The organism is Emcibacter sp. SYSU 3D8, assembly GCF_039655875.1.
Classification (GTDB): domain Bacteria; phylum Pseudomonadota; class Alphaproteobacteria; order SMXS01; family SMXS01; genus RI-34.
The window spans coordinates 514,362-534,913 of sequence record NZ_JBBYXK010000002.1; the positions used below are offsets into that span (position 1 = coordinate 514,362).

The 20,552-nt window shown below is 65.6% G+C and carries 15 protein-coding genes and 1 riboswitch; of the genes, 3 read left to right on the top strand and 12 right to left on the bottom strand.

Annotated elements, in window-relative coordinates; translation table 11 throughout:
• Positions 1 to 150: 150 nt before the first annotated feature.
• The 7 genes from atzF to WJU21_RS08330 are packed head-to-tail and all read right to left on the bottom strand — an operon-like array spanning position 151 to position 9,800.
• On the bottom strand, positions 151 to 1,983 hold the full coding sequence (gene atzF, locus WJU21_RS08300) for an allophanate hydrolase (protein WP_346322940.1): 1,833 nt from the start codon (positions 1,981 to 1,983) through the stop codon (positions 151 to 153).
• On the bottom strand, positions 1,983 to 5,564 hold the full coding sequence (gene uca, locus WJU21_RS08305) for an urea carboxylase (RefSeq protein ID WP_346322941.1): 3,582 nt from the start codon (positions 5,562 to 5,564) through the stop codon (positions 1,983 to 1,985). Before uca ends, atzF begins: the two co-directional genes overlap by 1 nt.
• 1 nt (position 5,565) lies before the next feature.
• Positions 5,566 to 6,201, bottom strand: coding sequence for an urea amidolyase associated protein UAAP2 (locus WJU21_RS08310; RefSeq protein WP_346322942.1), 636 nt, complete (start codon positions 6,199 to 6,201; stop codon positions 5,566 to 5,568).
• A gap of 10 nt (positions 6,202 to 6,211) precedes the next feature.
• Entirely contained in the window at positions 6,212 to 7,039 is an 828-nt protein-coding gene (locus tag WJU21_RS08315; RefSeq protein ID WP_346322943.1) for an urea amidolyase associated protein UAAP1, read from the bottom strand.
• Positions 7,040 to 7,049: 10 nt separating this feature from the next.
• Positions 7,050 to 7,868: an ABC transporter ATP-binding protein gene (locus WJU21_RS08320; RefSeq protein WP_346322944.1), complete on the bottom strand. Its 819-nt coding sequence runs from the start codon at positions 7,866 to 7,868 to the stop codon at positions 7,050 to 7,052.
• Complete coding sequence (locus tag WJU21_RS08325) at positions 7,868 to 8,719, bottom strand: ABC transporter permease (protein WP_346322945.1); 852 nt, start codon at positions 8,717 to 8,719, stop codon at positions 7,868 to 7,870. The genes WJU21_RS08320 and WJU21_RS08325 overlap by 1 nt, the downstream gene beginning before the upstream one ends.
• Before the next feature lie 10 nt (positions 8,720 to 8,729).
• Positions 8,730 to 9,800 carry a putative urea ABC transporter substrate-binding protein gene (locus WJU21_RS08330; protein ID WP_346322946.1) on the bottom strand — a complete coding sequence of 357 codons (1,071 nt, stop codon included), beginning with the start codon at positions 9,798 to 9,800 and terminating at the stop codon, positions 8,730 to 8,732.
• Positions 9,801 to 9,880: 80 nt separating this feature from the next.
• Positions 9,881 to 9,991, bottom strand: a riboswitch (guanidine-I (ykkC/yxkD leader).
• Between the two features lie 219 nt (positions 9,992 to 10,210).
• Here WJU21_RS08330 and WJU21_RS08335 point away from each other — a divergent pair.
• From WJU21_RS08335 to WJU21_RS08345, 3 genes are read left to right on the top strand one after another with little or no spacing between them, the layout of a single operon-like run.
• Positions 10,211 to 11,608 carry a leucyl aminopeptidase family protein gene (locus WJU21_RS08335; protein ID WP_346322947.1) on the top strand — a complete coding sequence of 466 codons (1,398 nt, stop codon included), beginning with the start codon at positions 10,211 to 10,213 and terminating at the stop codon, positions 11,606 to 11,608.
• Between the two features lie 51 nt (positions 11,609 to 11,659).
• A complete protein-coding gene (locus WJU21_RS08340) occupies positions 11,660 to 12,007 on the top strand; it encodes a MarR family winged helix-turn-helix transcriptional regulator (protein WP_346322948.1) in 348 nt (115 codons plus the stop codon).
• A 13-nt stretch (positions 12,008 to 12,020) separates the two neighbouring features.
• Positions 12,021 to 12,869: a C40 family peptidase gene (locus WJU21_RS08345; RefSeq protein ID WP_346322949.1), complete on the top strand. Its 849-nt coding sequence runs from the start codon at positions 12,021 to 12,023 to the stop codon at positions 12,867 to 12,869.
• A 12-nt stretch (positions 12,870 to 12,881) separates the two neighbouring features.
• On the opposite strand, the gene WJU21_RS08350 is transcribed toward WJU21_RS08345, so the two are convergent.
• From WJU21_RS08350 to WJU21_RS08370, 5 genes are read right to left on the bottom strand one after another with little or no spacing between them, the layout of a single operon-like run.
• Complete coding sequence (locus WJU21_RS08350; RefSeq protein WP_346322950.1) at positions 12,882 to 14,504, bottom strand: ABC transporter ATP-binding protein; 1,623 nt, start codon at positions 14,502 to 14,504, stop codon at positions 12,882 to 12,884.
• Positions 14,501 to 15,574: an ABC transporter permease gene (locus tag WJU21_RS08355; protein ID WP_346322951.1), complete on the bottom strand. Its 1,074-nt coding sequence runs from the start codon at positions 15,572 to 15,574 to the stop codon at positions 14,501 to 14,503. The genes WJU21_RS08350 and WJU21_RS08355 overlap by 4 nt, the downstream gene beginning before the upstream one ends.
• Positions 15,571 to 16,692, bottom strand: coding sequence for a microcin C ABC transporter permease YejB (locus WJU21_RS08360; RefSeq protein WP_346322952.1), 1,122 nt, complete (start codon positions 16,690 to 16,692; stop codon positions 15,571 to 15,573). The genes WJU21_RS08355 and WJU21_RS08360 overlap by 4 nt, the downstream gene beginning before the upstream one ends.
• A complete protein-coding gene (locus tag WJU21_RS08365) occupies positions 16,692 to 18,548 on the bottom strand; it encodes an extracellular solute-binding protein (RefSeq protein WP_346322953.1) in 1,857 nt (618 codons plus the stop codon). Before WJU21_RS08365 ends, WJU21_RS08360 begins: the two co-directional genes overlap by 1 nt.
• A gap of 52 nt (positions 18,549 to 18,600) precedes the next feature.
• Positions 18,601 to 20,442 (bottom strand): extracellular solute-binding protein, encoded by a 1,842-nt coding sequence (locus WJU21_RS08370; protein WP_346322954.1) that lies wholly within the window; start codon positions 20,440 to 20,442, stop codon positions 18,601 to 18,603.
• Between the last annotated feature and the right edge of the window lie 110 nt (positions 20,443 to 20,552).

Genomic DNA, 20,552 nt, shown 5'->3' on the forward strand with positions numbered 1-20,552 from the left:
AGTGGGTTGTCGATTGCGGACAGTGCGCTTTGCCAACTATGAATTCCAACAGCCGATCGAGCACGGGGACGTCCTCATTTCCGCGCCAGTTCGGCGACTTCGGCGTACCACCATGCTCGGGATGACAGCCGATTTAGGAGCCGCCACCGATCAACCCGGCGATGCCGCCCCCGCCGTCCCTATCGTCAAAGCGGTGCAATAGCCCTTCCACCCTCCAAAGCCGGTGATGTCCTCGGCGCCGCGCACGGCCCATTCCTCGCAGAGGAAGCTCTTCACGCTGGTGCCGTCCTCCAGCTCGATGGTGCCGATGCCGAGCGGGCCGGGGATGCGGCCGACGAAGCGGCCGAAGGCGGCGTCGGTCAGGCGCCAGACCTCGATCTCCAGCCCCTTGCCCTTGAAGTCCGGATCGCGGATCAGCCCGGGCTTGGGCGGCGTGGTGTCGGGCAGCGCGAACAGCCGGTAGCTGCCGGCGGTGCGGCAGGCGCGCACGAATCGGGCGTCGAGTTCGGTGAGCTGGTGGTGCAGCGGCATGCCGCGCAGGTGGGCGCCGACCACGGCCAGGTCCACCCAGGCGGCGCCGGCCGGTTCGGCGACCAGCGAGCGGGCCGACAGCAGCTGGCCGGTGGCGCCGGCGCTCTCGACCAGCGCCCGGTGCAGCCGGTCGCCCAGCACGCCGAGCGCGTCGTCGGTGAAGGCCGGGCCGATCAGGGTCACGCCCAGCGGCAGGCCGTCGCGGCGCTTGCCGGCCGGCACGGCGAGGCCGCAGCAATCCAGCAGGTTCACGAAATTGGTGTAGAGGCCCAGATTGGCATTGTACTCGACCGGATTGGCCTCCATGTCCGCCACCGTGTAGGTGGTCGGGCAGGTGGGCAGCAGCATGAAGTCGAACTTTTCCCACTCGCGCGCCGCCACCCGTTCCAGCGCCTTCAGCCGGTATTGTCCCTCGAACCCATCGACGGCGCTGAACCGGCGGCCGCCCTGGATGATCTGGCGCACCACCGGATGCACCATCAAGGGGTTGTTGTTGAAGAAGGTCTGGATCGCCGCCAGCCGCTCGGCCACCCACGGCCCGTCATAGAGCAGCGCGGCGGCGGCGCGGAAGGGCTGGTAATCGAAGGAAACCGCCTGCCCGCCCAGACTGGCAAGCCGCTCGCAGGCGCGGTCGTAGAGGCCGGCAGCATCCCGGTCGCCCAGGAACTTGCGGTCTTCTTCCGCCAGCACGCCGAAGCGGAAGCCGCGCAGCGGAAGGGCTTTTGGCGTCATGGTCCGGCCATAGGGATCGTCGCCGTCATTGGCCGAGGCGATGCGCCGCACCCGGTTGCCGTCGCCCACATTGAGCGCGAACACGGTGACGCAATCGAGCGACCGGCACGCCGGCACCACGCCCGCCGTGCTGAGCAGGCCCTTGGTCGGCTTGACGCCGACGATGTTGTTGAGCGCCGCCGGCACCCGGCCCGACCCGGCCGTGTCGGTGCCGAGCGAGAACGAGACCATGCCCGAGGCAACGGCCACGGCAGAGCCCGAGCTGGAGCCGCCGGAGATATAGTCCTGGTCGAACACGCAGCGCGGCGCGCCATAGGGCGAGCGCGTGCCGTTGAGGCCGGTGGCGAACTGGTCCAGATTGGTCTTGCCGATGACGAGGGCGCCGGCGTCGAGCAGGCGTTGCACCGCCGTGGCGTTCTCCCAGGGCTGGTAGGCGTAGTCGGGGCAGGCCGCCGTGGTCGGCAGGCCGGCCACGTCGATGTTGTCCTTCACCGCGAACGGGATCCCGTAGAGCGGCAACCCGTCGACGCCCTCGGGCCGCGCGGCCACCGCCCGAGCCTTGTTCAGCGCCTCCTCGCGCGGGAACAGGCTGATCCACACCGCCTTGTCGGGCCAAGCCTCGATCCGGTCATAGACCTCGGCGATCACCGCCTCGGGCGTGGTGTGGCCCTCGCGATAGGCGGCAAGGAGGTCTTCGATCTGAAACGATGACAAGGGCATCAGGCGGCCTTCAATACGGCGACGACCTGTCCCGCCTGCACGGGACGGCCGGGTTGACAGCGATATTCGCTGACCACGCCCGCAACCGGGGCAATGATGGCCAGCTCCATCTTCATGGATTCGACGATGACCAGGGTGTCGCCGGCCTCGACCGACTGGCCCGGCTCGGCGACCAGCTTCCAGACATTGCCGGGGACGTGGGATTCGACGCCCACCGATCCTTCCGGCAGCGCGGCCTCGTCGGGAATGGCGGCGACGGTCTCCTCGCCCACATAGGTGGCGAGGCCCTGCTCGGCCCAGCGCTGGCGCTCGGCCTCGAACGCCGACTGTTGCGTCGCCTTGAAAGCGGCAATGCCGTCGGCGTTGGCATCGAGAAAATGCGTGTATTCCTTGAGGCTGAAGCTGGTCTCCTCGATGTCGACCTTGTAGCGGCCATGGGGAAAGTCGGCGCGGGCCTCCAGCAGCGCGTCGGCCGACACCGGAAAGAACCGGATCTGGTCGAAATACCGGAGCAGCCACGGCACTTTGGGCTCGAACGGCTTCGGCTGGCGCCAGGTGTTCCACACCTGGATGGTGCGGCCGACCAGCTGGTAGCCGCCCGGCCCTTCCATGCCGTAGATGCACAGATAGGCGCCGCCGATGCCGACCGCGTTCTCCGGCGTCCAGGTGCGCGCCGGATTGTACTTGGTGGTGACCAGCCGGTGGCGCGGATCGACCGGCGTGGCGACGGGCGCGCCCAGATAGACGTCGCCCAGGCCGAGCACCATGTAGCTGGCGTCGAAGAACAGCTTGTAGACGTCGTCGACGCTATCGAGCCCGTTGATCCGGCGGATGAACTCGATGTTGGACGGGCACCACGGCGCGTCGGGCCGCACCAGCTCCATGTATTTTTGCGCCGCAAGCTGCGCCTGGTCGTCGTTCCACGACAGCGGCAGATGGACAATGCGCGACGGCACCCGCATATCCTTGGCGTCGGGCAGGCTCACTTCCAGCGCCTTCAGGCCGTCCAGCAGCTTGCCCAGCGGCAGGGCGATGCTGTCGTAATGGATCTGCAGCGAGCGGATGCCCGGTGTCAGGTCGATAATGCCGGGCCAGTTCTCGGCTTCGATGGCCTGCATCAGCGCGTGGACCCGCATGCGCAGCGCGATGTCGAGCACCAGCGGGCCGTATTCCACCAGCAGGTAGGAATCGCCGGCCGCGCGGTAGCACACCGGCACGTTATCCTCGGAATAACGCTCCAGAACGGCGTCCCGGTGATGGGTGACCGGCGCCACGACCGGCGGCGGCGCGGCCAGGTTCATCACCGCCGCGTCCTGCGCCCTTCGCAGCGCCGCGGCCTCTTCCAGCTCCAGCCGCCGGAACCGCACCTTGTCGCCCGGCTTGAGCTGTCCGGTCTTCCACAATTCGGCATCCACGATCACCGCCGGGCAGACAAAGCCGCCCAGGCTGGGGCCGTCGGGGCCGAGGATGATCGGCATGTCGCCGGTAAAGTCGACGGCGCCGATGGCGTAGGCATTGTCATGGATGTTGGACGGATGCAGGCCCGCCTCGCCGCCGTCGGCCCGCGCCCATTGCGGCTTCGGCCCGATCAGCCGCACGCCGGTGCGCGAGGAGTTGAAGTGCACCTCGTATTCCGCCGCGAAGAAGGTCTCGATGTCGGCTTCGGTAAAGAAATCGGGTGCACCGTGCGGGCCGTAGAGCACGCCGATCTCCCAGGTCCGCGTCAGCGGCGGCAGCGCATCGGCGCGCAGCGTCTGGGGAACAGGAGCAACGTCCGTGCCGCTCAGCCGGAGCACGTCGCCGGTGCGCAAGGTGCCGGTGGCATGGCCGCCGAAGCCGCCCAGCCCGAAGGTAGCGCCCGAGCCCAGATAGTCGGGCACGTCGAAGCCGCCCGCGACCGCCAGGTAGGCCCGGTTGCCGGGTCCCTCGATGCCGCCGATGGCGAGGGTCTGCCCGGCTTTCACCGTCAGCGTCCGCCACCAGGCGACCGGCTCGCCGTCGAGCGCCGCCTTCATCTTCGCCCCGCCCAGCGCGATGACCGCGTCGCAGCCGAAGCGCAGGGTCGGGCCCGTGAGCGTGATCTCGAGGCCCGGCGCGCCTTCGTCATTGCCGACCAGCCGGTTGGCGAGGCGGAAGGAGAACGCGTCCATAGGGCCGCTCGGCGGCACGCCGACATTCCAGTAGCCGATGCGGCCGGGCCAGTCCTGGATGCTCGACTGGGCGCCGGGCGCCAGCACCTCGACCGACTTCGACACGAACGGGAACGACTTCAAGGTCGCCGTGATCGCCTTGCCGTCGCGGAATACCTGTGACCGGGCGATCTCGCGAAGATAGGCCAGATTGGTCTCGATGCCGTAAAGGGCGGACTTGTCGAGCGCGTCGGCCAGCTTCTCGACCGCGGCGGCGCGGGTCGGGCCGGAGACGATCAGCTTGGCCAGCATGGGATCGTAATAGGGCGGCACCTCGGTGCCGGACTCCACCCAGCCATCCACACGCGCCGAGCAGGGGAATGTCACCTGGGTCAACCGGCCGGCGCTGGGACGGAAATCCTTGGCGGGGTCTTCGGCGTAGATCCGCACCTCGATGGCCGCACCCTTCGGCTCGGGCACGTCCAGCGACAGTGTCTCGCCGGCCGCCTGGCGCACCATCCATTCCACCAGATCGACGCCGAACACCTCTTCGGTGACGCAATGCTCGACCTGCAGCCGGGTATTGACCTCGAGAAAGTAGAAGGCCTCGGCGTCGACATCGTAGACGAACTCGACGGTGCCGGCGGATTCGTAGTCGACGGTCTTGCCCAGCGCGACCGCGGCGGCGTGCAGGTCGAGGCGATTCCGGGCCGACAGGTTCGGCGCGGGGGTTTCCTCGACCACCTTCTGGTTGCGCCGCTGGAGTGAGCAGTCGCGTTCGCCCAGGGCAACCACATTGCCCTTGCCGTCACCGAAGACCTGCACCTCGATGTGCCGCGCCCGCGAGACGAATTTCTCGATGAACAGGCCCGCGTCGCCGAAATTGTTCTGGCTGAGGCGCTTCACTTCCTCGTAGCGGGCGCTGAGTTCAGCCTCGCCGTGGCACAGTTGCATGCCGATGCCGCCGCCGCCCGCCGTGCTCTTGAGCATGACCGGATAGCCGATTTCAGCCGCGGCGCGCATCGCTTCGCCGACGTCGGCCAGCAGGCCGGTGCCGGGAAGGAGCGGCACGCCGCTTCTCTCCGCGATCTCGCGCGCCGTGTGCTTCAGGCCGAATGCGCGCATGTGGTCCGCGCTCGGACCGATGAAGCGGACGCCATGAAGATCGAGCGTCTCGGCAAAGCCGGGGTTCTCGCTGAGGAAACCATAGCCGGGATGCACCGCCTCGGCGCCGGTCGCGGTGCACGCGTCGATGATGGCCTGCTGGTCAAGGTAGCTTTGGGCGGCGGGCGCCGGACCGATGCGGACCGCCTCGTCGGCCATCAGCACGTGGCGCGCATGGCGGTCGGCGTCGGAATAGACGGCGACCGAGCCGACGCCCATGCGGCGCAGGGTACGGATGATCCGGCAGGCGATTTCGCCTCGGTTGGCGATCAGGACCTTGTTGAACATGTCACGCCGCGTCCCAGATCAGCACGCGGATCGGCGTGGGATTGAAGCCGTTGCAGGGATTGTTCACCTGCGGGCAATTGGAGATCACCACCAGCACGTCCATGGCCGCCTCCAGATCGACATAGCCCAGCGGCTCGGAGATGCCGTCGTCGATGTTGACCTCGCCGTCCGGACTGATCGGCACATTCATGAAGAAGTTGATGTTGCCGACGATGTCCCGCTTGGACATGCCGTATTTCGAGACCTCGAGCAGGAAGTTCTCGCGGCAGGCATGCATGTATCTGGTCTGGTGGCCGAACCGCACGGTGTTGCTCTCGCATGAGCAGGCGCCGGCCGAGGTGTCGTGGCGGCCGCAGGTGTCGGCGACCAGCGTCGCCATCACGTTGCCCTCGTTGGACATCAGCGCCGTCCCCGCCTCGATATAGGCGGCGCCCTGGGCTGTCAGCGTGTCCTGGGCGCTGTACCGCTCGGTGGTGTTGTGGGCGTTGTAGAGAATGGTGTCGACGGCCTGCTGGCTTTCCAGGTCGACGATGCGCAGCACCTGGCCCTGCTTCACGACACCCGACCACGGCTTCTGGGCGGGAATGACGAAATCGTAGGCAGCAGCCGCGTAATCACGCTCGATGAACTTTGTCATGTCCGCCTCCCTATGCCTTGCCGTCGAACAGCGGATCGGTGTTCTCGAAGCCTCGTATGGCTTCCTCCGTCGCCGTGCGGCAGAGGTCGTCGTCGCCGGGGCCGGGCGACCTCCAGACGATCGCCTCGACGGCTTTAGGCGCATAGACCGGCGATGGATCGAGCGGGTGCGGGCAATTGGACAACACCGCCAGCACGTTCATCTCGGCGCGCAAATCCACATAATCGCCGGCCTTGTCGTGACCACCGGCCCAGGTGAAGCGGCCATCCTCGCCGACCCTGACGCCGGCGAAGAAGGTGACGCATGGCGGCACGTCCTTGACGCCCATGCCGTGCTTGCCCGCCGCCAGCCGGAAATTGTCGCGGCTGTTCCGCAAGGTGTCGTCACCGTATTTGCGGACGTTGCTGAACGGCGTCGAGCCGCCCGCGATAAAATCGTGCCGGCCCGCCGCCGTGTCATCGGTGATCGACATCAACACCCGGCCCATGTCGGAAAACAGCACCCGGCCCTTCGACAAATTGGCGTGCCATTGCACCTTGACGGTGTCGCCGGCGTTGTAGCGCTCGCTGGTATCGTCGATGTTCCAGAACAGCGCCGACACGCTGCCGGTGCCGCCATTGACGATGCGCAGGGTTTGCCCGCGCGGGATCACCATGCCCCAGTACCAGCCGCCGGGGATGATTTCCCGGTGGACGACCTTCCTGGGCTTGATGCGTGCGGGGTTGGATGGTTCCTGCGCCGCCTGGGCGAGACGCGGCGACATGTCGTGGGCGCCGGCCCTCAGTTGCTCGTAGCGGCGGCGGAATTCCTCCGGGGTGGCCTGGTCTGGCGCGGTCATGATGTCCTCCTTATTGACCGACGCCGGGCCGTCCCGGCAAAGCCTCGAGCTCGTCGAGCAGGTGGGTCGTCCCACCCGAGGCAGTGTGCGTGTCTGATACGGGGTATTTCGGCGGCCAGACGGCCAGATCATGGGTGATGGTGGCGCCGTAGCGTTCGCGTTCCTCGGGCCGGTTGCGAAGCCGGTCGAAGGCGATGACCCGGGTGCCGAGATGAAACGCCTCGGACAGGTCGTGGGTGACCATGAACACGGTCATCCGGGTTTCGCGCCACAGCTTCAGCATCAGCACGTGGATCTCGGCGCGGATGCCCGGATCGAGCGCGCCGAACGGCTCGTCCAGCAGCAGGATGCGCGGCCGCTTGACCAGCGCCTGGGCAATGGCGAGGCGCTGCTGCATGCCGCCCGACAGCTGGCTGGGATAAAGGTTGATGAAATCGCCCAGCCCGACGGCGGTCAGCATTTCGGTCGCCTCGTCGCGGGCTTTCCGCTTCGCCTTGCCGAACAGCATGCCCAGGAATGGCGCGGCGGCGAATTCCATGCCCAGCATCACGTTCTCCAGCACCGTCAGGTGCGGAAACACGGAATAGCGCTGGAACACCACACCCCGATCGGCGGTGGGCTCATCGGGGAGACGCTCGCCCTCGACCAGGATGTCGCCCCTGGTGGGCGTCTCCGCCGAGAGCAGCATGCGCAGGAAGGTGGACTTGCCGCAGCCGGAGGGGCCGACCAGCGACACGAAGGAATGGGGCTCGACCTCGAGCGACACCTGCTCGAGCACGATGCGCCCGTCATATTCTTTCCAGACGTTCTGGACGCTGACGGCGGTCATCAGCTTCTCCCCTGCGCGAACCAGGGATAGGCCTTGCGCTGCAACCGCCGCAGACCGAAATCGAGGGCGAAGGCGAGCAGGGTGATCCAGGCCACATAAGGCAGGATCGTATCCATGGCGAGATAACGCCTGAGCAGGAAGATGCGGTAGCCGAGACCCGCCTGGGAGGCGATGGCTTCCGCCGCGATCAGGAACAGCCAGGCCGAGCACAGTGACAGCCTGACCGAATCGATCAGTCTGGGCATCATCTGCGGCACGACCACGCGCAGGGCGATCTGCCACGTCGAGGCGCCGAGCGTCTGGGCCTTCACCATCAACTCCCTCGGCATCTCGTCGACCCGAAGGATCATGTCCCGCATCACCACGGGCGCGACGCCAATGACGATGAGCGCCACCTTGGACGTCTCGCCCAGCCCGAAGATGATGAACAGGATCGGCAGGATGGCGAGCGGCGGGATCATCGCGATGACCCCGACGAAGCCATTGAAAGTGGTCCGCATATAGGGCACCAGGCCGATGGCGATGCCGAATACCCCGGCCATCACCGTGGCGATGGCCAGCCCGGCCAGCAATCGGGCAAGGCTGGCCGCGGTGTCGACCCACAAAAGCACGTCACCGGTTCGTGGATCGGCCTCGAACGCCATGCGGGCGAAGCCGGCGCCGATAGACGCGAGCGACGGCAGCAGCTTGTCGTCAGGGTTGATGGCAAGCCGGGCCGCCGATGCGAAAAGGTAGGCGAGCAGCAGCAGAATGAAGGGGAGCGCCGCCAGGAACAGCGCCGTACCCCGCGTCGGATAGACATTGATCATGCGCTTGCGCTTGACCGGTCTGCCGCCCGCCGTCGCGTCCATCGTCACGTCCTTATTCGGCCTTGGCGGCTTCGTTCATATAGGCGGCGGTGAAGCGGAACTTCACATTGTCCTTGTCGCCCAGCACCTTGCCGTCGGGGAAGGCGATGCCCACCACGTCGGCGCTGGCCGCGCCCTGGCCCAGCAGGCCGTGCGAGAACAGGAAGTTCCGCACCAGGTCCATGGTCTTGTAGAGGGTGCCGCCCATGGTGAACGAGGTGGCTTCCGCAGGCTTGTAGAACATGCGCGTGGTGGCAAGCTGCGCATCGTAGCCGGCCAGGTCGGTGCCCGAGGCCTTGCCCATGGCCTCGCGGGCGGCCTTACCTTCGGGCGTGTCCGAGCTCATGATCTTCATGGTCTCGTACCACGCGCCGGTCAGCGCGCGCCCGAAGTTGGGATTATCCTTCAGGGTTTGGGTATTGACCACCGAAAGGTCCATGATCTCGCCGGGGATCTGGGCGGAATCGAAGACCTTGTGAGCATTGCTGTCGGCAAGAATCTCGGCAACCAGCGGGTTCCAGGTGACCACAGACGTCACGTCACTGGTTTTCCAGGCCGCCACCATGTCGGCGTCCGAGGTGTTGACCACGGTGACGTCCTTCTCGGCCTTGTCGATGGATTGCAAGGCGCGGGCCAGCAGATAATGCGACACCGACAGCTCGACCAGGTTCACCTTCTGGCCGACGATGTCTGGCAGCTTGGTCTTGCCCTTGAGGATGAGCGCATCGTTGCCGTTGGAGAAATCGCCGACGATCAGCGCCGTGGTGTCGACGCCGCCGACCGACGGGATGGCGAGCGTGTCCATATTGGTGGCGACGACGCCGTCATAGGCGCCGGCGGTATATTGGTTGATCGATTCCACGTAGTCGTTGAACTGCACCACCTCGATCTTGATGCCGTATTTGTCGGCCCATTTCTTGACGATGCCCTGATCGGCGGCCCAGCCCCATGGCATCCAGCCGGCGTAGATCGACCACGCGAACTTGAATTCGGTTTTCTTGGCGGCGCTTGCCGGTGCGGCAAAGGCCGTCAGCGTCATGGCGGCGATCGCCAGCGCGGCGATGAACCTGGATGTTTTCTGCATAGTTCCAATCCTCCAAATACGAGTGCTGATCCGAGGATTGGCGAGGCCGAAAGTATGATGCCAATCCCAGCATCATGGTGACCTCCCGGGCTTTTGTCCCGCCGTGTACTCGGCCGCTGTTCACCGGACGAGCGGCGGCTCTCGGACCAGTCGCGCGATTTGTTCGCGCCGGAACCCTAGCCACCATGCCTTGGGTAACAAGCAACTCCCGTGCCAAGCGGGCAATTTCCGGGTTACCGGCAGTATGAGGGCCGCCGCAGCGCCGGCCCGGACAATCCATGGGCAGGCATTGTGCATTTTTTGGTCAATTAAGAGTTTCGCTCATATTATAGCCACGCCGCGAAGCCCTTGGTCCGCCGCGCCTGGTGCATTACATACGGAGCGACCGAAATTCACAGGCAGGGGCGCTCGTGTTCGATTTCCTCACCGACAACCGTCCGGACGATACCGTCGCCATCACGGCGCTGACCGAGGCCGCCCTGCCGGGCTGGCTGGAAGCGCAACCCGGACCGGTCCGCAAATGGGCCGATCTTCATGGCTTCAAGGCAAAAAAGGCGCAGATCGTCACGCTGCCCGGCAGCGATGGCAATGTTGGCCGCGTGCTGCTGGGGCTGGGCAGCGGCGACGGGCCGCTGTCGCCATGGACCTTCGCCGGGCTGCCCGCCATCCTGCCACAGGGAAATTATGCCTTCGACGGCGTCCCCGATGCCGCCTTCGCCACCACCGCGGCGCTGGGCTGGGCGCTCGGCACCTACCGTTTCGAGCGGTACAAGCTGTCGGACGCCGAACCGCCGCGGCCGCATCCGCATCTGGCGATCCCCGACGGCTGCGACCGCGCCTATGTGGAGGCAGCCGCCCGGGCCACGTTCCTGGCCCGCGACCTGATCAACACGCCGCCTAACGACATGGGGCCGGCCGAACTGGAGCGCGAGGCGTTCGACCTGGCCGCGCGCATCGGCGCCGAAGCGACCAGCGTCATCGGCGAGGATCTTCTCGACAGCAACTTCCCCGCGATCCACGCGGTCGGCAAGGGCAGCGAGCGGCCGCCGCGGCTGATCGACCTGCGCTGGGGGGATCCGTCCCATCCCAAGGTGACCCTGGTCGGCAAGGGTGTGTGCTTCGACACCGGCGGCTATAACCTGAAACCCGGTTCGGGCATGGCGCTGATGAAAAAGGACATGGGCGGCGCGGCCCATGTGCTGGGCCTGGCCCATATGATCGCGGCCCTGAACCTGCCGGTTCGCCTGCGGGTGCTGGTGGCGGCGGTCGAGAACAGCGTGTCCGGCGGCGCGTTCCGGCCCAGCGATGTGATCGACACCCACAAGGGCCTGACGGTCGAAATCGGCAACACCGACGCCGAGGGAAGACTGGTTCTGGCCGACGCCCTGTCGCTCGCCAGCGAAGAATCGCCCGAATTGATCGTCGATTTTGCAACCCTGACGGGTGCCGCACGCTCGGCTCTTGGCCCCGAAGTCGCGCCTTATTTCACCGATGGCGAGGACCTGGCGACGGCGCTTTCCCGAGCCGGAGAGGCGACGGCCGACCCGGTCTGGCGGCTGCCGTTGTGGCCGGCCTATGCGGACAACCTGAAAAGCAATATCGCCGATTTGCGCAATGACGGCGGCCCCTTCGCCGGCGCGGTGGTGGCGGCGCTGTTTCTGAAGCGTTTCGTGGCCAGGCCAGAACGCTGGATCCACCTTGACATCTATGCGTGGAATCCCGACAAGCGGGCCGGCCGCCTCATTGGTGGCGAAGTGATGGCAATGCGGGCTGTCTTCGACCTAATAAGGTCCCGGTTTGCCCGTTAAAATCGTTGTGGGGCCGCTTGTAAAAGAACCGCGCAAACCGATAATCTTTCTATGACTTTACAACTTACAAATCCCCAGGCACTGAGCCTTTGGCTGAACACCGTAAGCACGCTGGTCCGTGGCGAGGAAACGCACGATCTGACATCGCGTCAGATGGCGATCCTGCTTACCGTCTATCTCACTCCCGGCCCGCACACGGTACGCGGTCTCGCCGCCGAACTGGACATCACCAAGCCGGTGGTGACCAGGGCGCTCGATACCCTCGGCAGGCTCGGCCTGCTGAAGCGCCGGCGCGACATGACCGACAAGCGGAACGTGCTGATCGACCGGACGCCGCGCGGCTCAAGTTATCTGGGCCAGCTTTCGGACATCATCGTCACGGCAGGCTTCGACGCGTGACAGGTGCCAGCCCGTGAGGGGCGACCCACGCATCACGCCGGCCCGCGAGGATCTGGCCGCCGATTATCTGCGCGCCGTCGTCAAGGTCGCCAATTACGCCAAGGGCGTGGCCAAACAGGTGCGGCTGCCCTATGCGCCGCTGCACAAGCGGCCGGACACAGGCTCGGGCCGGTTGACCGAGGCGCTGATGGGCGAGGCGGTGACCGTCTACGAGGACGCGGGCGGCTGGTCCTGGTGCCAGCTCGCCGCCGATGGTTATGTGGGCTACATGCCGAGCGTAGCGCTGGGCGACCCCGGACCCGAGGCGACCCACAAGGTAGCCGCGCTGCGCAGCTTCATCTACCGTCAGCCCGACCTGAAGTCGCCGGTGCTGGGTGCCGCCAGCCTGGGCGCGACCGTGTCCGCGACGGGCGACGACGGCGAATTCACCGCCATCGATGGCGGCGGCTATCTGTTCACTGGGCACCTGAAGCCCGTGGCCGAGGTGGAAGCCGATTACCTGACCACCGCCATCCGATTCATCGGCGTGCCCTATCTGTGGGGCGGCAACACCAGCATGGGCCTCGACTGCTCGGGGCTGGTGCAGACCTCGCTGCGCTTTGCCGGCATCCTCAACTGCCCGCGCGACAGCGACATGCAGGCCGCCGGCCTCGGCGAGCCCATCGAGCCCGACGCCCGCCTCGCCCGGCGCGGCGACCTGGTGTTCTTCCCCGGCCATGTGGGTCTGGTGATCGACGACGGCGTGCTGCTCCACGCCAACGCCTGGGACATGATGGTCTCGCCCCACCCGCTGCGCTACGTGGCCGCCGAAATCGCCAAGAAGAACCCGGTGCCGATCACGGCGATCCGGCGGTTGGTCTAGGCCGGCGGTTCGTCAGGTCCCCACCGCGTCCGCGTGGGCCACTTCCAGGTTGAAGGCGGCGGCCATCAACGCCCTGGTGTAGTCGGTCTGGGGGCTGTCGAAGATGCGGTCGGCGGGGCCATGCTCGACCACCTTGCCGTCCTTCAGCACCAGCACCTGGTCGGACAGGGCGCGCACCACCCGCAGATCGTGGCTGATGAACATGTAGGTCAGGTCGTGGCGCGCCTGCAAATCGCGCAGCAGATCGACGATCTGGGCCTGCACCGACATGTCGAGCGCCGAGGTGGGCTCGTCCAGCACCAGGAAGCGCGGTTTCAGCACCAGGGCCCGGGCAATAGAGATGCGCTGGCGCTGGCCGCCGGAAAATTCGTGCGGATAGCGGTGGCGCATGTCCGGGTCGAGACCGACCTCGCCCATCACCTGCACCACGCGCACGTCGCGCTCGGCCTCGTCCAGCTGCGTCTCGTGGATGGTCAGGCCTTCCTCGATGATCTGGGCGACGGACAGGCGCGGACTGAGCGAGCCGAACGGGTCCTGGAAAACGATCTGCATCTCGCGCCTGAGCGGACGCATGTCGCCGAACGACCGGCCCGCGATATCCTGGCCCGCGAAACGGATCGGCCCGTCGCTGGAGATCAGCCGCAGGATGGCGAGACCGAGCGTGGTCTTGCCCGAACCGGATTCGCCGACGACGCCAAGCGTCGTGCCGGCCTTCACGGAAATGGTCACGTCGTCGACGGCGCGCACGTAATCGACGGTCTTGCGCAGCAGGCCGCCCTTGATCGGGAAATAGACCTTCAGGTGATCGGTCTCGACCAGCACCGGCAGGCCGTCCGGCTTGGCTGCCGGCCGGCCGCGCGGCGCCGAGGCCAGCAGCTTCTGGGTATAAGGGTGCTGCGGCCGGGAGAATACCTCCTGCGAAGGGCCGTTCTCGACGACCTCGCCGTCGGTCATGACGCAGACCCGGTCGGTGAACTTCTCGACGATGCCCAGGTCGTGGGTGATCATCAGGATGGCCATGCCCAGGCGGCGCTGGAGGTCGCGCAGCAGCGCCAGGATCTGGGCCTGGATGGTGACGTCGAGCGCTGTGGTCGGCTCGTCGGCGATCAGCAGATCGGGCTCGTTTGCGAGCGCCATGGCGATCATCACCCGCTGGCGCTGGCCGCCGGACAGTTCATGGGGATAGGCCTTCAGCCGTGCGGTGACGTCGCCGAGGCCGACGAGATTGAGCAGTTCGATGATCCGGGCCCGCGCCTGCTGCCCCTTCATGCCCTTGTGGAGCGCCAGTACCTCGCCGATCTGGCGCTCGACACTATGCAGCGGGTTGAGCGAGGTGAGCGGCTCCTGGAACACCATGGAAATGCGGTTGCCGCGGATCGAGAGCAGGGTCTTCTCGTCGGCGCCCACCAGTTCGCGACCCTCGAACAGGATCGAGCCGGTCGGATGGAAGGCCGTTGGATAGGGCAGCAGCTGCAGGACGGAGAGGGCGCTGACCGACTTTCCCGAGCCGGATTCGCCCACCAGCGCCAGGGTCTCGCCCCTGTCGATCGAGAACGAGACACCGCGCACCGCCTCGACGATCCGGTCCTCGGAGCGGAAATTCACCGACAGGTCCCTGACCTCGAGCAGGCTCACTTGCGCTCACCCATGGTCTTGCGCGGATCGAACGCGTCGCGCACCGCCTCGCCGATGAAGATCAGCAGCGACAGCATGAACGCCAGCACCAGGAACGCCGAGATGCCGAGCCACGGCGCCTGCAGGTTATTCTTGCCCTGCTTCAGCAACTCGCCCAGCGACGCCGAGCCCGGCGGCAGTCCGAAGCCCAGGAAATCCAGGGCCGTCAGGGTGGTGATCGAGCCATTGAGGATGAACGGCATGAAGGTGAGCGTCGCCACCATGGCGTTCGGCAGCACATGCTTGACCATGATCCTGCCGTTGCCCAGCCCCAGCGCACGGGCGGCGCGCACATAATCGAAATTGCGCGCGCGCAGGAACTCGGCGCGGACCACATCGACCAGGCTGGTCCACCTGAACAGCACCATGATGCCCAGCAGCCACCAGAAGCTTGGCGTGACGATGCTCGCCAGGATGATCAGCAGGAACAGCTCGGGCAGCCCGCTCCACACCTCGATGAACCGCTGACCGGCGAGGTCGATCTTGCCGCCGAAATAGCCCTGTATGGCGCCGGCCCACACACCGATGATCGAGGATGCGATCGTCAGCAACAGGCCGAACAGCACCGAGATGCGAAAGCCGTAGATGACGCGGGCGGCCACGTCGCGGGCCTGGTCGTCGGTGCCCAGCGGGTTGTCCCAGCTCGGCGGCGCGGGCGCCGGCACCGGGATTTTCCGGTTGATGGTGTTCTCGCTGTAGGGAATCAGCGGCCAGACGATCCAGCCGCCGCTGTCCTTGATCAGGTTCTGGACAAAGGGATCGCGGTAGTCCGCCGGTGTCTCGAAGAAGCCGCCGAACTCGGTTTCCGGGTAGTCGCGCAGCACCGGCACGTAGATGCCGCCATTATATTGCAGGACCAGCGGCCGTTCGTTGGCGATGAGCTCGGCGAACAGCGACAGGCCGAACAGCACGCCGAATACCCACAGCGACCAGTAGCCGCGCCGGTTGCGCTTGAACACGGTCCAGCGCCGCTCGTTGAGCGGCGTCATCTTCCAGAACAGGAATCGGCGGGCGGCGGGTTGACCGGTCATCCGACATCTCGCGTGGCAAAATCGATGCGGGGGTCGACCCAGACATAGGTGAGATCGCCGATGAGCTTCACGATCAGTCCGATCAGGGTAAACACGTAGAGCGATCCGAACATGATCGGATAGTCGCGCTGGATCAGCGCCTCGAAGGTCAGCAGGCCCAGCCCGTCGAGCGAGAAGATGTATTCGATGAGCAATGAGTTGGCGAACAGGATCGAGACGAACAGGCCGGGAAAGCCGGCAATGACGATCAGCATGGCGTTGCGGAACACGTGGCCGTACAGCACCCGGTGTTCGGTCAGGCCCTTGGCGCGGGCGGTCATCACATATTGCTTGTTGATCTCGTCGAGGAACGAGTTCTTGGTCAGCATGGTCAGGCTGGCAAAGCCGCCGATGGTCATGGCGAGCACCGGCAGGCAGATGTGCCAGAGATAATCGAGCGTCTTGCCGAACCAGCTCAACTGGTCCCAGTTGTCCGAGGTCAGTCCACGCAGCGGGAAGATGTCCCAGTAGGACCCGCCCGCGAACAGCACGATCAGCAGCACGGCGAACAGGAAGCCGGGAATGGCGTAACCGACGATGATCGCCGCGCTGGTCCAGGTATCGAACCGGGTGCCGTCGCGCACCGCCTTGCGGATGCCGAGCGGGATCGAGACCATGTAGACGATCAGCGTGGTCCACAGGCCCAGCGTGATCGATACCGGCAATTTGTCGAGGATCAGGTCGATCACCGGCCTGCCCTTGAAGAAGCTCTCGCCGAAATTGAACGTGGCGTAGTCGCGCACCATGATGAAGAAGCGCTCATGGGCCGGCTTGTCGAAGCCGAACTGCTTTTCGATGCGGGCAATCAGCGCCGGATCGAGCCCCTGCGCGCCCCGGTACTTGACGTCGCTGCCCGCGCCCTGGCCCGCCACGTCGGTCTGGCGCGCGGCCGAGCCCATGTCGCCGCCGGTGCCGCCGCCAAGGCGCGCCGTCGAACCCGCATCGGTGCCGGTGATCTGGGCGATCATCTGCTCGACCGGGCCGCCTGGCGCAACCTGGACGATGGCGAAGTTGATGACCATGATGCCGAACAGGGTCGGGATGATCAGCAGCAGGCGGCGGAGGATATAGGCGGCCATCAGCGTCCCCGTGCGGCGGCCAGCGCCTTGGCCCTGGCGGCATCGTACCACCACAGATCCTCCACGCCCCGCTCGAACGGCGGCTTCACCTTGGGACGGCCATACTTGTCCCACCAGGCGATGGTGTGGCTGCCCTTGAAGTACTGCGGAACCATGTAGTGGTTGAACATGATCACCCGGTCCAGCGCGCGAGTCGCCGCGATCAGGGCGGGCCGGTCCCTGGCGTCGAGGATCGCGCCGATCAGGACGTCGACCACCGGGTTCTTGATGCCGGCCAGATTGAAGCTGCCCTTCACATCGGCCACGGTCGATGACCAGTAGGCGCGCTGTTCGACTCCGGGCGTGTTCGGCCACGCAATGCGTTCCATGGTCAGGTCGAAGTCGAAGTCCTTCACCCGCTGCTCGTACTGGGCGGGGTCGACCGTACGCAGGCTTCCCACGACACCGATCCGCTTGAGACTTTCGATATAGGGCAGCAGCACCCGTTCGAAGCCGGGCTCGTAGTTCAGGATTTCGACGGTAAGCGGCTTGCCGTCCTTGCCCGTCAGGACGCCGTTCTTCGTCACATAGCCCGCCTGCTGCAGCAGGATGACGGCGCTGCGCAGATTCTCGCGGTTCCGGCCCTTGCCGTCGCTTTTCGGCGGCTCGAAAGCGGGACCGAAGACGGCCGGCGGAAGCTGGTTACGGAACGGCTCGAGCAGCGCAAGCTCGGCCGGGCCAGGCATGCCGGTCGCAGCCAGGTCGGAATTCTCGAACACGCTGCTGGTGCGGCCGTAGGCGCCATAGAAGATCGCCCTGTTGGTCCATTCGAAGTCGAACGCCAAATCGAGCGCCTCGCGTACCCGGATGTCGCTGAAGGTGCGGCGGCGCTGATTGATGAAAAAGAACTGCGCCCCCGATGGCCGGTTGTCCTTCAATGTGTCGCGCAGGATCCATTTCCTGTCGATGCCGGGGCCCTTGTATTCGGTGGCCCAGGTTTTCGATGTGAATTCCTCGCGGAAGTCGTAGGCGCCGGCCAGGAACGCCTCCATGGCGATGGCGCGGTCCTGGTAATATTCGAGACGGATGGTGTCGAAGTTCATGCGGCCGACGCTGACCGGCAAATCCTTGCCCCAATAGTCCCTGACGCGCTCGTAGCTCACCGAGCGGTTCGGCACGACCTTGCCGATGCGGTAGGGCCCGCTGGTCAGGGGCGGCTGCAGCGAGGGCCTGGTGAACTCATGCGCCGTGTACCAGGCTTTCGACAGGATCGGCAGTTGGGCGACCGTCATCGGCAGGTCGCGCACCGCCCCCTTGGGATCGAAACTGAACTTCACCTTCGAGGGCGACAGGGCCACGGCGTTCTTCACGTCGGCCAGCTTGGCCGCGTATTTTGGATGCCCCTTGTCCTTGAGCGCCTTGAACGTGAACACCACGTCGGCCGCCGTGATCGGCGTGCCGTCATGCCACCTGGCCTGGGACCGGATATTGAACACGACCCAGGTCCGGTCGGCCGCCAGTTCAGCGCTTTCCGCGACCAGCCCATAGACCGCATCCGGCTCGTCATAGGCGCGGGTCATCAGGGAATCGTAGACCAGGCTGCGCGGATCATCGTTGTCGATGCCCTCGGCGCCGGTGCCCGCCAGAATAAATGGATTGAGGCTGTCGAAGGTGGTCTTGCCGCTGACCGGCAGCAGCGCCATGGCGCCGCCCTTTGGCGCCCGCGGGTTCACATAATCGAAGTGCTTGAAATGCGGCCCGTATTTCAATGCGCCAAACGCCGAAAGGCCATGAACAGGCGCAGCCTGGACCGGTCCGGTGATGGTGCTGCAGATGGACAGAAAGGCCACGAGCGTGGCCACGGCGAAGGCTCTCATGCGGCGATCATACCGGCATCGGCGCGTGCTGCCACCATGTTGCTGGACGCCTCTATTTCATCTTCGTCTTGAGCGCCGCGTCCTTGGCGGCATCGAGCCACCAGATGAGCGGGAAGCCGTGATGATATTCCGGCGGATTGGCGGGGCGGCCGAACTTGTCCCAATAGGCGATTCGGAACACGCGGGTGTGCCACATGGGAATCACGTAGTGGTTGTTCAGCAGCACCCGGTCCAGCGCCCGCGTCGCGGTCAGCAGGCCGGCCCGGTCGGGTGCATAGATCACCTTGTCGATCAGCGCATCCACCGCCGGGTTCCTGATGCCGATGACATTGCGGCTGCCCGCGCGGGCCGCCGCGCCGGAACTCCAGAATTCGCGCTGCTCGTTGCCGGGGGAATTCGACTGCGGGAAGGTCTCGACCGTCATGTCGAAATCGAAGTCCTTCATGCGCTGCTCGTACTGAGCCGGATCGACGGTGCGGATATGAGCCTCGATGCCCAGCTTTTTCAGCGTCTCGACAAACGGCAGCATGATCCGCTCGAACGCCGGCTGGGCGTTGAGGATCTCGAATGCCAGGGGCTTGCCGGTCCGCTTGTTGACCAGAATGCGGCCCTTGATCTCGTAGCCGGCCTGCTGCAGCAGCATGGCGGCCCGGCGCAGGTTGGCGCGGTTGCCGCCCGTGCCGTCCGAGGCCGGCGCCTTGTAGGCCTGCGTGAACACGGCCGGCGGAATCTTGCCCTTGAGCGGATTGAGCAGGGCCAGTTCTGCCGGCGAGGGCAGGCCGCTGCTGGCCAGGTCGGAATTCGAGAAGAAGCTCTGCGTCCGGGTGTACTGGCCGTAGAACATGTTCTTGTTGGTCCATTCGAAGTCGAAGGCCAGGTTCAGCGCCTCACGCACTCGGACGTCCCTGAACACGTCGCGGCGGATATTGAAGGCAAAGGCCTGCATGCCGGTCGGGTTCTTGTGGCGCAGCTCCTCCTTCTTGACCAGGCCGGCCCTCAGCGCCGGGAAGCTGCCGGGCTGGTACTGGGTTGCCCAGGTCTTGGCGGTATTCTCGTTGATGAAATCGAACTTGTAGGTCTTGAGCGCCTCCAGCTCGACCGTCTCATCCTGGAAATACTCGTAGCTGATCCGGTCGAAGTTGTAGAAACCCCTGTTTACCGGCAGGTCCTTGCCCCAGTAGTTCTTGACCCGCTCATAGGAGATCGACCGGCCCGGCTTGACCTCGGCGATGCGATACGGCCCGCTGCCCAGTGGCGGGTCCTGGGTCGGCGCATCGAAACGGCGGCCCTGCCAATAATGCTTCGGCAACACGGGCAGCTGCCCCATGATCATGGGCAGCTCGCGGTTACCGGCCTGATCGAAGGTGAATTTCACCTTTCTCGGGCCGGATTTCTCGGCCTTCTTCACATTGTGATAATACTGGGCCCAGAACGGCGTGCCCTTGTCCATCAGCGTATTGAACGAGAAGATTACGTCCTCGGGCGTGATCGGCTTGCCATCATGCCACTTCGCTTTCGGGTTCAGCGCATATTCCACCCAGGAAGAATCGGAGGGCACGGTAATGGTCTCGGCGATCAGCCCGTAGGCGGTCGACGGCTCGCCCAAGCTGTCCTGGGTGAGGGATTCGAACACCAGGCCGACGCCCCGCGGCGGCGTGCCGGCGACGATATAGGGATTGAGGCTGTCGAAACTGCCCGGCGCCACGGAAAGGCGCGCGCTGCCGCCCTTGGGCGCATCCGGATTGACGAAATCGAAATGGTCGAAGCCTGGCTTGTATTTGGGCTCGCCGATCAGCGACAGGGCGTTGACGGTTTTCGTCGTGACCGGCTGCTGCGCCAGCGCCGGGACCATGGCCGCCAGAATCAGCGCGCCAGCCAGAATCATGTTCTTCATCAACGTCTCGCCTCGATACCCAACCCGTTCGGCAAGATATAACACCTTGTCGGCTGGTCGCAAAAAGGGCCGCCGAAGCGACCCTTGTGATCCGGGAATGTCCGGGTGCC

What these genes read in the sequence shown, in the direction of transcription:
- WJU21_RS08325 (WP_346322945.1), bottom strand. Translation starts at nt 8,719, where the DNA reads ATGGACGCGACGGCGGGCGGCAGACCGGTCAAGCGCAAGCGCATGATC.
- WJU21_RS08370 (WP_346322954.1), bottom strand. Translation starts at nt 20,442, where the DNA reads ATGAAGAACATGATTCTGGCTGGCGCGCTGATTCTGGCGGCCATGGTC.
- WJU21_RS08315 (WP_346322943.1), bottom strand. Translation starts at nt 7,039, where the DNA reads ATGACCGCGCCAGACCAGGCCACCCCGGAGGAATTCCGCCGCCGCTAC.
- WJU21_RS08365 (WP_346322953.1), bottom strand. Translation starts at nt 18,548, where the DNA reads ATGAGAGCCTTCGCCGTGGCCACGCTCGTGGCCTTTCTGTCCATCTGC.
- WJU21_RS08320 (WP_346322944.1), bottom strand. Translation starts at nt 7,868, where the DNA reads ATGACCGCCGTCAGCGTCCAGAACGTCTGGAAAGAATATGACGGGCGC.
- WJU21_RS08355 (WP_346322951.1), bottom strand. Translation starts at nt 15,574, where the DNA reads ATGACCGGTCAACCCGCCGCCCGCCGATTCCTGTTCTGGAAGATGACG.
- uca (WP_346322941.1), bottom strand. Translation starts at nt 5,564, where the DNA reads ATGTTCAACAAGGTCCTGATCGCCAACCGAGGCGAAATCGCCTGCCGG.
- WJU21_RS08340 (WP_346322948.1), top strand. Translation starts at nt 11,660, where the DNA reads ATGACTTTACAACTTACAAATCCCCAGGCACTGAGCCTTTGGCTGAAC.
- atzF (WP_346322940.1), bottom strand. Translation starts at nt 1,983, where the DNA reads ATGCCCTTGTCATCGTTTCAGATCGAAGACCTCCTTGCCGCCTATCGC.
- WJU21_RS08330 (WP_346322946.1), bottom strand. Translation starts at nt 9,800, where the DNA reads ATGCAGAAAACATCCAGGTTCATCGCCGCGCTGGCGATCGCCGCCATG.
- WJU21_RS08310 (WP_346322942.1), bottom strand. Translation starts at nt 6,201, where the DNA reads ATGACAAAGTTCATCGAGCGTGATTACGCGGCTGCTGCCTACGATTTC.
- WJU21_RS08360 (WP_346322952.1), bottom strand. Translation starts at nt 16,692, where the DNA reads ATGGCCGCCTATATCCTCCGCCGCCTGCTGCTGATCATCCCGACCCTG.